The following is a 12,194-nucleotide window of genomic DNA, read 5'->3' on the forward strand; positions in this document are numbered from 1 at the left end:
CGACCACGCCCAACTACCCTGCCTTATCCGGCTTGGGCCAGCGCCAGTGGCAGAACGGCGCCCACGCCGGCTTGTCGCAAGGCACGGGCGGATACGGTCATGGTCCAGCGGCTGTCTATGAGGTCGTCCACCAGCAACACGGGCTGTCCGCCCGTGCCCGCCAAGGCCTGGGCAAGCTCGGGGCCCACAACGAGCCTGTCCCAGACACCGGCCAGCCTGTATGCGCTGTTGCCGCCGCGGGCTCCTGTTGGTCCTCCGTACTGGGGCTGCAGCTGCCCGAGGTACGGCATCCGCCCTATCCCGGCAATCCCCTGCGCCAGGGATTCCACTAACTGTGGCTTGCTGCGCGACGGGATGCTGACAACCGCCGCAGGTCGTCCGACGCCGCTCCACGGGGTTCCGCCTTCGGCCCCAGACCACTCGCGCAGTACTTGGACGCAGGCCTGCAGCATGGCAGGATCCACGGCGTGGTCCGGAGCCCCGGCAGCGAACAGCTCCCGCAAAGCTCCGCCCCAGCCCAGGTCAGTAAGCCTGGCCAGGATGCGTCCTTCTGAAACGCTCTCGTCGGGCTTGATCTTTCCCTTGACTGCAACACCGAGGCGGTCCATGCCGCTGGGCCACTGTAGCCGGGGTTCCACGGCTATGCCGGCACGCCGGAGGGTTTGTCCCGCGGCGTCGGCTGCCGACGCTGCCACGTCCACCGGGAACCAGCGGCCGGCGCAATTGTCGCAGCGTCCGCAGGAAGCTGCAGTTTCGTCATCCAGGACCGAGGTGATGTATTCCATGCGGCAGCCGGCCGTGTCCTGGTAGATCACCATGGAATCCTGCTCATCCACGCGGGCTTCGGCGATGCGTGCGTAGCGTTCGGCGTCATAGTTCCACGGCTGGCCGGTTGATCGCCAACCGCCCCCAACGCGTTCTACCGCTCCGTCGACTGCCAGGACTTTGAGGAGGAGTTCCAAAGGCGTACGGCGAAGATCCACCCTGGCTTCCAGCGCGACGGTGGACAAGGCTGAGCCTGCCTCCCCCAGCACGCCCAGCACAGCCTCGGCTTTCTCTGCCGATGGCATGGATGCTGTGGCGAAGTACTGCCAGATTTCCCGGTCTTCGGTGCCCGGCAGGAGCAGGACGTCGGCGTTGGCTGCTCCACGTCCCGCACGGCCAACCTGCTGGTAGTAGGCAACCGGTGACGACGGAGCGCCGAGGTGGATCACGAAGCCCAGGTCCGGCTTGTCGAATCCCATTCCCAGGGCGGAAGTGGCCACGAGGGCCTTCACTTGGTTGTCCTTCAGGAGTTGTTCGGCACGCTCCCGGTCCGCCGGGTCCGTTCTTCCCGTGTAGGACAAAACGTTGTGCCCGGCCTCCGCAAGAAGCCGTGCGGTGTCCTCGGCCGCCGAGACCGTGAGCGTGTAAATAATGCCGCTGCCGGGCATGTCCGCAAGGTGCGTCAGCAGCCACCCCAGCCGATCCCTGGAATCGGGCAGCGTCAGGACACCGAGCCGAAGGGATTCGCGACCCAGTGCGCCTCGTATGGTCAACACTCCGGCGCCAAGTTGTTCTTCGATGTCGTGAACCACCCTGGAATTGGCGGTGGCTGTGGTTGCCAAAACCGGAACAGACTCAGGCAACTGTGCAATGAGGTCCGCGATGCGGCGGTAGTCAGGGCGGAAGTCGTGGCCCCAGTCCGATATACAGTGGGCCTCGTCAATCACCAGTAGCCCGGTTCGGCGAATGAGCTCCGGAAGCTGATTCTCCCTGAACGAGGGGTTGGTGAGCCGCTCCGGGGAGACCAGAAGGACATCAACCTCGTCCGCGGCCAGCTGGGCAAGGACCGTGTCCCACTCCAAGGCATTGGCGGAGTTTATGGCGACGGCCCGCACGCCCGCCCGGGCAGCTGCGGCTACCTGGTCACGCATGAGCGCAAGCAACGGCGACACAATCAGCGTTGGACCGGAGCCACGCCGACGCAACAGCAATGACGCCACGAAGTAAACCGCTGACTTTCCCCATCCTGTCCGCTGTACTACCAACGCTCGGCGGCCCGCGTCCACCAACGCCTCGATGGCTTCATACTGCCCGTCATGGAACCGGGCTTCGGGGTGGCCTACCAACTCACGAAGGCACGCCAGCGCCTGCTGATGTGTAGGTGATTGCACGGAAACGGCAGCGTTTGGGGAGTTGTTGGCCATCAACCCAGTATTCCAGCCGACCCTGACAGCCAGAACCGGGCCGTCCTGCTATGTGGACAACCACTATCCACAGGTCATCTCTTCAGGTTCAACCCCAACTGCGTTGCCACAGTAGGATTGAGCCCGTGACTATCGAGCAGAACAAGACATTCGACCTCTCGGCTTCCTTCAAGGCGTACGACGTCCGGGGCATCGTGGGTGAGTCCATCACGGCTGAAATCGTCGAGGCCGTAGGCGCTGCCTTCATCGATGTCTTGGGACTCGAGGGCGAAACGGTCCTTGTTGGCGGCGACATGCGTCCCTCATCGCCGGAGTTCAGCCGCGCCTTTGCCAACGGTGCAGCAACGCGCGGAGCGAACGTCCAACTGCTCGACCTCATCTCTACCGACGAGCTCTACTACGCATGTGGCGCCCTCAACGCTGCCGGTGCCACGTTCACGGCAAGCCACAATCCGGCCGCCTACAACGGCATCAAGATGGCAAAGGCCGGCGCTCAGCCCATCTCTTCCGAGAGTGGGCTCAAGGAAATCCAAGCCCTCGCTGAGCAGTACCTGAACACCGGCACCATCCCTGCGGCGGTCACTCGCGGCGAGATTGGCGTGCACGACGTCCTGAAGGACTACTCCGAATACTTGCGCAAACTGGTGGACCTGTCCGGGTCCCGCCCGCTGAAGATCGTGGTGGATGCAGGGAACGGCATGGCTGGTTTGACCACCCCGGCTGTCTTGGGCGACAAATTGCTCCCGGCTCTGCCCTTTGAAATCATCCCGCTCTACTTTGAACTGGACGGTTCATTTCCCAACCACCCGGCCAACCCTCTGGAGCCGGAAAACCTGCGCGACCTGCAGGCCGCTGTCATCAAGCACGGCGCCGACATTGGCCTCGCGTTCGACGGCGACGCGGACCGCTGCTTTGTCATCGACGAAAAGGGCGAGCCCGTTTCCCCGTCAGCGATCACGGGCATGGTGGCCCGGCGTGAGATCGCCCGGGCCCAGGCCGCAGGGGAAGAGACCCCCGTCATCATCCACAACCTCCTTACCTCCAAGGCCGTGCCAGAGCTCGTAGCCAAGGACGGCGGCCGTGCCGTACGTACCCGCGTAGGACACTCCTTCATCAAGGCTGTCATGGCGGAGGAAGGCGCCGTGTTCGGCGGGGAGCACTCGGCGCACTTCTATTTCCGGGATTTCTGGAACGCGGATACGGGCATGCTTGCCGCAATGCACGTCCTTGCCGCCTTGGGTGAGCAGGACGGACCTCTCTCGGAGCTGGGCCGCCAGTACGAGCCCTACGTCTCCTCCGGCGAGATCAACTCCGAAATCGAAGACAAGGCCGGCGCCGTCGAGCGCGTTCGCGTCGACTTCGAAACCGAAGACATCGACATCGACCACATGGACGGCAGCACGTTCACAGCAAAGGACGGTAGCTGGTGGTTCAACCTTCGCCCGTCCAACACTGAGCCCTTCCTTCGCCTGAATGCAGAAGCCAAGGACCAAGCCACCATGGAAAAGATCCGCGACCGCGTCCTGGCGCTGGTCCGGGCGTAGGGACTGGCTGGCATGAGCGAAACCGCCTCCACCGATGCCCCCGAATCAGTCCAGGACCGCGAACTCCGCGAGACACTGGGCACTGCACTCGGGACCGCGCAGGAGCACATCCAGCAGAACGGCGGCTTCTTCCCGTTCGGAGTCACACTGTCCAACGATGGTGAACTACGCATAGTGATGATTGCCCCGGGCGAGCCGGACGAGAATGGCGAAGTGGATGCAGGACAGATGTTGACCGACATCCATGACCTGCTGCGCCAAGGCCGCGATGATTTTAAGGCTGTAGCAGTTGTGAGCGACGTCAATCTGCCGGACCATGGTTCTGACGGCATTCATGGTGCAGCCGAGCACAGGGATGGCGAAGTCCGTGCGGCCATTATTCCGTACACGCCCACAGTGGACGGATTCGCCTTTAGCGCCATGGAACCTGATACCCACGAACCATCCATCTGGGTGGACTAGACCTAATCCGTAAGCTGATCCCATGAAAATCAACGCCTTCGCAGATGTCAGTCTCCGCGCCATCATGGTGCTGGCCGCGGCTCCCGAAGGCACACTGCTGACAACACAAGCGGTGGCCGATGCTGTGGGGACGCCGTACAACCATGTCAGCAAGGCGATGGTCCGCCTGCGAGCCCTCGGATTTATCGACGTCGAACGCGGACGGCTTGGCGGTTCCCGGCTCAATGAAGCCGGAAGAAAGGCTACCGTTGGCGAGCTCCTGCGGCATCTCGACAGCCGGCAGGATCCAGCGGAGTGCCAATCGCCCACGAAGGCCTGCCCCCTCATCAATGAGTGCGGACTGCGTCACGCGATGAATAAGGCCAGGGAAGCTTTCTACCGCGAGCTCGATACCGTGGTGATCTCTTCCCTCCCCCATGCCCGCCAGATGATCCCGGTGTTCCAATCCATCGGGCTCAAGCCGGAGTTCAGGACCCCCGCCACGCTGTCGTAGCCATCACGGGCACCAGCAATGCGCCGAACGAGCGCCAGCCTTTTCCGGTTTACGCACCTTTCCGGTTTGCACCTCCCCGGTTTGCAGAACTCTTCTACGCGGTGTAGAAATTGGAATATAAATATAGGCATTCTCAATGCTTATATATAGCGGCCGGGCAAACCGGCCCCTACACCCAGGAGAACCATGCTCTCGGAAAAGTCCCGCCCCATCGTCGAAGCCACCCTGCCTTTGGTTGGGTCACGGATCAGCGCGATCACCGTCGACTTCTACAATCGGCTCTTCGCCGCGCATCCTGAATTGCTCGATGGACTCTTCAGCCGTTCCAACCAACGCTCAGGAGATCAGCAGCGGGCACTCGCCGGGAGTATCGCGGCCTTCGCGACCCACCTGATCAACAACCCGGACACCCTCCCCGAAAAAGTACTCTCCCGCATTGCCCACAAGCACGCGTCCCTCGGGATCACGGAGGATCAGTACGGAGTGGTCTACGAGCATCTCTTCGCAGCCATCGCGGCGGACTTGGCCGAGGTCATCACTCCGGAGATCGCCGAAGCATGGACAGAGGTCTACTGGCTCATGGCAGATGCCCTGATCAAGCTTGAAAAGGACCTCTACGCATCCCAGGCAAACCACAGAATGTGGATGCCCTGGCGTGTGGTGAACAAGGAGCCGGCAGGCACGGATGCCATGACATTCACCTTGGAACCGGCGGACGACACCCCGGTAACGGCGGCAAAACCCGGTCAGTTCGTCAGCGTCAAGGTCCAACTTCCCGACGGACTGCGCCAGGTGCGCCAGTATTCGCTCTCCGGCACAGCAGGCAGCAGCCGCGTGTTCACCACCAAGCTCAACGACGGCGGCGAGGTGTCCACCGCCCTGCACGCCGGCGTCGAACCCGGCCACATCCTCGAGATCTCAAACCCCTACGGCGAAATTACCCTCAGAGAAGGGGAAGGTCCCGTCATCCTGGCATCCGCGGGTATCGGTTGCACTCCAACGGCGTCCATCCTGCGGTCGCTCGCGGCGACGGGCACCGATCGGCAGGTCATGGTTCTTCATGCCGAAAAGACCATGGAAAACTGGGCACTCAGTGACCAGATGACTGCAGACGCCGCCAAAATCGATGCCGAGCTGCAGTTATGGCTTGAAAGTCCCCAACAAGGTTCCAAGGAAGGCTTCATGTCGCTGCGCGAAGTCGACATGCCCGCAGATGCCTCGCTCTATCTGTGCGGCCCTCTCCCCTTCATGAAAAAGATCCGCGACGAAGCCATCGATGCCGGCATTCCGGCTACCCGCATCCACTACGAAGTCTTTGGTCCGGACGTGTGGCTCGCCAACTAAGGCGCAGCACGACGGCGGCCCGTCACCTTTCGATTGAAAGGTGACGGGCCGTCGTCGTTCACTTAAGAACGCCGTTGTTCCTAAGAGGTCTAGCCCAGACGGGTCTTGAGACCGTCCAGCTCGGACTGAAGTGCCGCCGGGAGGGATTCGCCGAAGTTGGCGAACCATTCCTCGATGGACGCCAGCTCGGTTGCCCACTCGGCCGGGTCAACGCGAACAGCCGACTCAACCTCAGCCGGGGTCATGTCCAGGCCTTCGAGGTCGATGGATTCGCCGGTCGGTACAAAACCGATCGGGGTCTCCACGGCGTCGGCCTTGCCTTCGAGGCGCTCGATGGCCCACTTGAGCACACGGGCGTTGTCGCCGAAGCCAGGCCAGGCGAAGCCGCCTTCAGCCGTGCGACGGAACCAGTTGACCAGGAAGATCTTGGGCAGACGCTCCGGGTTGGCCTTGGCGGACAGGTTCACCCAGTGGTTCAGGTAGTCACCTGCGTCGTAGCCGATGAACGGCAGCATGGCCATGGGGTCGCGACGGACGACGCCAACGGCACCGGCGGCAGCAGCCGTGGTTTCGGAGGACAGCGTGGAGCCCATGAAGATGCCGTTGGACCAGTTGCGGGCCTCAGTGACCAGCGGGATGGTGGTCTTGCGGCGGCCGCCGAACAGGATCGCGGACAGTTCCACGCCTTCCGGGCTGAAGTACTCTTCGGCCAGCATGTCGATCTGGTCGATCGGAGTGCAGAAGCGGGAGTTCGGGTGCGCGGCCGGGGCGTCAGAGTCCGGAGTCCAGGACTCGCCGCGCCAGTCGGTCAGGTGTGCCGGAGTTTCCTCGGTCATGCCTTCCCACCAGACGCCACCGTCGTCGGTCAGGGCGACGTTGGTGAAGATGCTGTTGCCCTTCGCGATGGCACGCATGGCGTTGGGGTTGGTGCCCCAGCCGGTGCCGGGAGCGACGCCGAACAGGCCGGCCTCGGGGTTGACGGCGCGGAGCTCGCCTTCCTTGCCGAAGCGCATCCAGGTGATGTCATCACCCAGGGTCTCAACCTTCCAGCCCTTGATGGTGGGGTCGAGCAACGCGAGGTTGGTCTTGCCGCAAGCGGACGGGAAAGCGGCGGAGATGTAGTAGGTCTTCTGCTCGGGGGAGGTCAGCTTGAGGATGAGCATGTGCTCGGCCAGCCAGCCTTCGTCACGGGCCATCACCGAAGCGATGCGCAGCGCGTAGCACTTCTTTCCAAGGAGGGCGTTTCCGCCGTAACCGGAGCCGAAGGACCAGATGGAGCGCTCTTCGGGGAAGTGCACAATCCACTTGTCGGTGTTGCACGGCCATGCGACGTCGGCCTGGCCGGCTTCCAGAGGTGCGCCCAGTGAGTGGAGGGCCGGTACGAAGAAGGCGTCGGTCTGCGTGATGCGATCCAGGACGTCAGTGCCGATGCGGGCCATGATGCGCATGGAGGCGACAACGTAGGCGGAGTCGGTGATCTCGACGCCAAACTTGGGATCCTCGGCATCCAGGTGGCCCATGACGAACGGAATGACGTACATGGTGCGGCCGCGCATGGAGCCGGCGAATAGTCCGCGCAGCTTCTGCTTCATCTCGGCCGGGGCCATCCAGTTGTTGGTGAAGCCTGCGTCGCGCTCGTTTTCGGAGCAGATGAAGGTCTGCTCTTCCACACGGGCAACGTCAGCGGGGTCGGAGAACGCCGCGAAGGAATTCGGGAACGTTTCCGGGTTCAGTCGCTTCAGCGTGCCGGCTTCGACGAGTTCGTCGGTGAGCTTCTTGTTTTCTGCTTCGCTGCCATCAACCCAGTGGATGCGGTCCGGCTGAGTCAGCTCGGCAACTTCCTCAACCCAGGCCAGCAGGCGTGCATGCGTAGTAGGTGCCTTCTCAAGCAGCGGCAGTCGCGCCAGATCGCCCATTGCGGTTCCCTTCCTCGGGTTCAGTGGTGTGTCCTAAACGATAGGGGCCGCGGACCAGACCAATCCGCTGTCAGACATCGGACATCCAAAGAGGCGTGAAGGGAAAACCGCTAGAAATCAAGGATTCGGGATCGACAAAGCTCATTTTAAGTGACGAAGGTCACGTAGACCGGTCTAGTTGCGCAGATTACAGCTTTTGGATTTGGAACTTCACATGAACTTCTGTAAAGTTTATTGAGGTTCGAGGGGGTCAGAGAAACAGACCGCCGAGAATCACACGAAATGCGCCCATAGCTCAGCTGGATAGAGCGTCTGTCTACGGAACAGAAGGTCAGGGGTTCGAATCCCTTTGGGCGCACAGATCAAGACCCGCACCGGTTCGCCGGTGCGGGTCTTTTGTTTTGCCCGGATGAGGTGAGCCACCCCGCAAACGCAAGGGCCGCCGTCGTACTTTTCATAGAAGTACGACGGCGGCCCTTGCGTTAGGCGCGGAGGCTCAGTCCCCCACGGCCTCGCCGATGCGGCGCCGGATGCCGTCGAAGTGTCGGTTGAGCAACTCCGAGGCAGAAACTTTGTCGCCGGCGGCAACGGCAGCATAGATGTTGCGGTGCATGGCGGCGGTTTTTGCCAGATCCTCGTTGCCTGGGCCGATCTCCACATGAATCTTCCGGTAGACCTTCCAGAAGACCCCCATGAGGTTGATCAGGAGTTCGTTGTTCAGGGGTTCGAAGAGTCGGCGGTGGAACTCGGCATCGGCGGCAACGAAGTTCTCGCCCTCGGCGGCCAGCTCTTCCATCTGCTTCACGGCTTCTTCGATGGAGGTGAGTTGCTCCTTGGTCATGACGTCAATGGAGGAGCCAATCAATCCGGACTCCAACGCCTGGCGGACATCCACCAATTGCAAGGCTTCAAGTCCTTGGTGACGCAGGGAGAGCCTGCCACGGAACGTAAGTCCGTCCGCGAGGGCGTCGAAGTTGCTCGGTGCCACGAACATGCCGAACCCGTGCCGGATCTCTATGACGCCCAGCGCCTGAAGCACCTTGAGGGATTCACGGAGCGTATTGCGCCCCACGCCCAAGGCGACAGAGAGCTCACTCTCCGTGGGCAATGGATCGCCGGCCTCCAGTTCACGCTCAAGGATCAATTCCATAATGTCCGACTGCAATGCACGCAGCCGGGCCTGTGCACTGAACCGCGCCTGCGGAACTACACCGGAAGTTGTCATGGCTTTCTCCTTGCCGATGCACTTCCCCCGCCACCGGCTAAAGCCAGCGTTGGAAACAAGTGCGGTGTTAATATTGAGGCGAGCTTAGTGCCCACCCAAGAACGAGTGGCACGCAACATACAATATCGGATGTCCCACCTCCGTCATAGCTATGTACGGGAATTCCCTGAGATTTCCCACCAGGACCGGCCGCAGCCGGCAAACCGCCAGGCGCGCGGCAGAGACCCAAGCGCCAATTCTCACTTGACGTTCCGTTGTGACCGCCCTTACAGTTTCCATACGAGCATCGGACGTCCTACATCCGATAACCCACGAAACGCGAATGGTGAGGCACCCTATGAGCAAGACGATCCAAAGCCTGCCGCTGGTCAACGACGCCAGCCGCCGGAACTTCCTGAAGCTAAGCGGCGCAGTTGGTGCAGCAGCCGCCTTCACGGCAAGCCTCTCTGCGTGCGGCGGCGCTGCCAGCACCACCACGGGCGCCACCACCAACACGGCGGCCGTCAACAAGGACCTCATCATCGAGGCCGGCATTTCCTACGCCCTGTCCACCGGCTTCGATCCCCTGAGCTCGTCCGGCGCCACACCGATGGCAGCCAACCTGCACATCTTCGAGGGCCTCCTTGAACTCCACCCGGCAACCCGCCAGCCCTACAACGCCCTCGCAGCGTCGGACCCCAAGAAGGTCAACGACACCACCTACCAGGTGACCATCCGCGAAGGTGCGAAGTTCCATGACGGCTCCCCCGTCACCACCGAAGACGTCGCTTTCTCCTTCACCCGGGTGATGGATCCGGCGAACAAGTCCCTGTTCTCCCAGTTCATTCCCTTCATCCAGGACGTCAAGCCTCTGGACGCGAAGACGGTGGAGTTCACCCTGAAGTACGCCTTCCCGGGCTTCGGGCCACGCATCTCCGTGGTGAAGATCGTTCCGAAGGCACTCGCCACCGATCTGAAGGCCTTCGACGCCGCGCCCGTCGGCTCCGGCCCCTACAAGCTCGTCTCAGCGGTCAAGGACGACAAGATCGTTTTTGAAGCTTTCGCCGATTACAACGGCCCCAAGCCTGCACTGGCCAAGGGTATGACCTGGCTGCTGCTGTCCGACGCAGCAGCCCGTGTTACCGCAGTCCAGTCCGGCCGCGTCCAAGCCATCGAAGACGTTCCCTACCTGGACGTTGACGGCCTGAAGTCCAAGGTCAAGGTTGAATCCGTCCAGTCGTTCGGCCTGCTGTTCCTCATGTTCAACTGCGCCAAGGCCCCGTTCGACAACAAGCTGGTCCGCCAAGCCCTGCATTACGGCATGGACAAGGAAGCCATCATTAAGAAGGCCCTGTTCGGCAACGCCAAGGCTGCCACGTCCTACTTCCAGGAAGGCCACCCGGACTACGTCAAGGCCAAGAATGTCTACGGCTTCGATACCTCCAAAGCCGAGGAGCTGCTAAAGCAGGCAGGCGTCACCAGCCTCGAATTCGAACTCCTCACCACGGACACCGCCTGGGTCAAGGATGTTGCACCGCTGATCCTCGAATCCTGGAACAAGATCCCCGGCGTCAAGGTCACCGTCAAGAGCCTCCAGTCCGGCGCCTTGTACAGCGACCGCGTGGGCAAGGGTGATTTCTCCGTGGTTGCTGCCCCCGGCGATCCCTCCGTTTTCGGTAACGACGCGGACCTCCTTTTGAGCTGGTTCTACTCGGGTGCGACCTGGATGGACAAGCGTGCCTTCTGGACCACGCCGGAGCGCACCAAGCTGCAGGAACTCATGAACAAGGGCTCGCAGGCTTCCGGTGACGAGGCCAAGAAGATCGTGGGCGAAATCGTGGATATGGTCTCAGACGAAGTTCCCCTGTACCCGGTCTTCCACCGCCAACTCCCCAGTGCCTGGGACGAGAAGAAACTCAACGGTTTCCAGCCCCTGCCCACCACCGGCCTGTCGTTCATCGACGTCGGACGAACTGCCTAAGCACCCTTCGAGTTGTGAGGCCTGCTCTGCGGCCTAAATCCCCCAAATAGCCCGCAGAGCAGGCCCCACAACCAGCAGCACCCAACCAACCGGAGAATAAATTGGTCACGATATTGCGTCTGCTTGGCCGCAGGCTTGCAGCATTGCCATTGATGATCCTGGGCATCACGTTGCTCGTCTTCCTCGTTCTGCAGGCCGCCCCCGGCGACCAGGCCAGCTCCGCCCTCGGCGACGGTGCCAGCGAAGAAGCGAAACAGCAGTACCGCCAGGAAAATGGCCTCAACGATTCCCTGGTCCTGCAGTACTTCCGATTCCTCGGCAAGCTCCTGCAGTTCGACCTCGGCGTCACCACCCCGCCGGCCAAATCGGTGGCTTCCATGATCGGCTCGGCGTTCCCCCTGACGCTGCAGCTCACCTTCCTGGGCGTGCTTATCGCGATAGTGCTCTCGCTCGCGTTCGGCATCCTCGGCGCCCTGTACCGCGATAAATGGCAGGACCAGCTGGTCCGAGTCTTCTCCATCGCCGCGATCGCCACGCCGTCGTTTTGGCTGGGCATCCTCCTCATCCAGTGGTTCGCTCTCGGTGCCAACCCGATGTTCCCCTCAGGCGGAATTGCGACGCCGGAATCCGGTTTCGGCGGTTGGCTCAACTCGATGGCCCTCCCGGCTTTGGCGCTCGGCATCCCTGTGTCAGCGTCGCTGATCCGAGTGGTCCGTACGTCGATGGTGGAAGAACTGGACCGCGACTACGTCCGTACAGCCATCGGCAACGGTGTCCCCTACCGCGAGGTGGTCTCCAAGAACGTCCTCCGCAACGCCCTCGTCACCCCGGTGACCGTGCTGGGACTGCGCGTCGGCTACTTGCTGGGCGGCGCCGTCGTGATTGAAATGATCTTCGCCCTGCCCGGTATGGGACAACTGATCCTCAACGGCATCACCAACCTGGACGTCAACCTGGTCCAGGGCGTGGTGCTCACCATCTCTGTCACCTTCGTTCTGGTGAACATCGTGGTGGACCTTCTCTACCTGCTCATCAACCCCCGAATCAGGACGGTATAGCTC

At 62.0% G+C, this 12,194-nt stretch carries 9 protein-coding genes and 1 tRNA gene; 7 read left to right on the plus strand and 3 right to left on the minus strand.

From position 1 onward, the window contains the following. Nucleotides 1–23 precede the first annotated feature (23 nt). Nucleotides 24–2,189, minus strand: a complete 2,166-nt coding sequence (locus J3A64_RS14070; RefSeq protein WP_210064570.1) for an ATP-dependent DNA helicase RecQ — start codon at nucleotides 2,187–2,189, stop codon at nucleotides 24–26. 125 nt (nucleotides 2,190–2,314) lie between these two features. On the opposite strand from J3A64_RS14070, the gene J3A64_RS14075 reads away from it, so the two are divergent. The 4 genes from J3A64_RS14075 (at nucleotide 2,315) to J3A64_RS14090 (ending at nucleotide 6,032) form a co-directional block, all read left to right on the plus strand. Further along, complete coding sequence (locus tag J3A64_RS14075) at nucleotides 2,315–3,733, plus strand: phosphomannomutase/phosphoglucomutase (RefSeq protein WP_011773581.1); 1,419 nt, start codon at nucleotides 2,315–2,317, stop codon at nucleotides 3,731–3,733. A 12-nt stretch (nucleotides 3,734–3,745) separates the two neighbouring features. Further along, nucleotides 3,746–4,195: a hypothetical protein gene (locus tag J3A64_RS14080; protein ID WP_014920807.1), complete on the plus strand. Its 450-nt coding sequence runs from the start codon at nucleotides 3,746–3,748 to the stop codon at nucleotides 4,193–4,195. A gap of 22 nt (nucleotides 4,196–4,217) precedes the next feature. Continuing rightward, the gene (locus J3A64_RS14085; RefSeq protein ID WP_011773579.1) at nucleotides 4,218–4,688 is read left to right on the plus strand and encodes an Rrf2 family transcriptional regulator; all 471 of its coding nucleotides are present in this window, start codon (nucleotides 4,218–4,220) and stop codon (nucleotides 4,686–4,688) included. Between the two features lie 186 nt (nucleotides 4,689–4,874). Continuing rightward, nucleotides 4,875–6,032: a globin domain-containing protein gene (locus J3A64_RS14090; RefSeq protein ID WP_210064571.1), complete on the plus strand. Its 1,158-nt coding sequence runs from the start codon at nucleotides 4,875–4,877 to the stop codon at nucleotides 6,030–6,032. An 89-nt stretch (nucleotides 6,033–6,121) separates the two neighbouring features. Here the strand turns inward: J3A64_RS14090 and J3A64_RS14095 are convergent, their stop codons facing one another. Beyond that, nucleotides 6,122–7,948 carry a phosphoenolpyruvate carboxykinase (GTP) gene (locus tag J3A64_RS14095; protein ID WP_011773577.1) on the minus strand — a complete coding sequence of 609 codons (1,827 nt, stop codon included), beginning with the start codon at nucleotides 7,946–7,948 and terminating at the stop codon, nucleotides 6,122–6,124. A 284-nt stretch (nucleotides 7,949–8,232) separates the two neighbouring features. Here J3A64_RS14095 and J3A64_RS14100 point away from each other — a divergent pair. Then, nucleotides 8,233–8,306, plus strand: a tRNA-Arg gene (locus tag J3A64_RS14100). Between the two features lie 138 nt (nucleotides 8,307–8,444). On the opposite strand, the gene J3A64_RS14105 is transcribed toward J3A64_RS14100, so the two are convergent. Further along, the gene (locus tag J3A64_RS14105) at nucleotides 8,445–9,173 is read right to left on the minus strand and encodes a FadR/GntR family transcriptional regulator (protein WP_011773576.1); all 729 of its coding nucleotides are present in this window, start codon (nucleotides 9,171–9,173) and stop codon (nucleotides 8,445–8,447) included. A gap of 322 nt (nucleotides 9,174–9,495) precedes the next feature. Between J3A64_RS14105 and J3A64_RS14110 the strand changes: the two genes are divergently transcribed. Together J3A64_RS14110 and J3A64_RS14115 are read left to right on the plus strand one after the other, a co-directional pair. Continuing rightward, complete coding sequence (locus J3A64_RS14110; RefSeq protein WP_210064573.1) at nucleotides 9,496–11,133, plus strand: ABC transporter substrate-binding protein; 1,638 nt, start codon at nucleotides 9,496–9,498, stop codon at nucleotides 11,131–11,133. 101 nt (nucleotides 11,134–11,234) lie between these two features. Further along, nucleotides 11,235–12,191, plus strand: coding sequence for an ABC transporter permease (locus J3A64_RS14115; RefSeq protein ID WP_011773574.1), 957 nt, complete (start codon nucleotides 11,235–11,237; stop codon nucleotides 12,189–12,191). Nucleotides 12,192–12,194 lie beyond the last annotated feature (3 nt).

This window comes from Pseudarthrobacter sp. PvP004 (assembly GCF_017876035.1).
GTDB lineage: Bacteria > Actinomycetota > Actinomycetes > Actinomycetales > Micrococcaceae > Arthrobacter > Arthrobacter aurescens_A.

Bases quoted from the DNA above. Each gene is read 5' to 3' on its own strand.
- J3A64_RS14085 (WP_011773579.1), top strand. From the start codon at position 4,218: ATGAAAATCAACGCCTTCGCAGATGTCAGTCTCCGCGCCATCATGGTG.
- J3A64_RS14105 (WP_011773576.1), bottom strand. From the start codon at position 9,173: ATGACAACTTCCGGTGTAGTTCCGCAGGCGCGGTTCAGTGCACAGGCC.
- J3A64_RS14080 (WP_014920807.1), top strand. From the start codon at position 3,746: ATGAGCGAAACCGCCTCCACCGATGCCCCCGAATCAGTCCAGGACCGC.
- J3A64_RS14090 (WP_210064571.1), top strand. From the start codon at position 4,875: ATGCTCTCGGAAAAGTCCCGCCCCATCGTCGAAGCCACCCTGCCTTTG.
- J3A64_RS14070 (WP_210064570.1), bottom strand. From the start codon at position 2,189: ATGGCCAACAACTCCCCAAACGCTGCCGTTTCCGTGCAATCACCTACA.
- J3A64_RS14110 (WP_210064573.1), top strand. From the start codon at position 9,496: ATGGTGAGGCACCCTATGAGCAAGACGATCCAAAGCCTGCCGCTGGTC.
- J3A64_RS14095 (WP_011773577.1), bottom strand. From the start codon at position 7,948: ATGGGCGATCTGGCGCGACTGCCGCTGCTTGAGAAGGCACCTACTACG.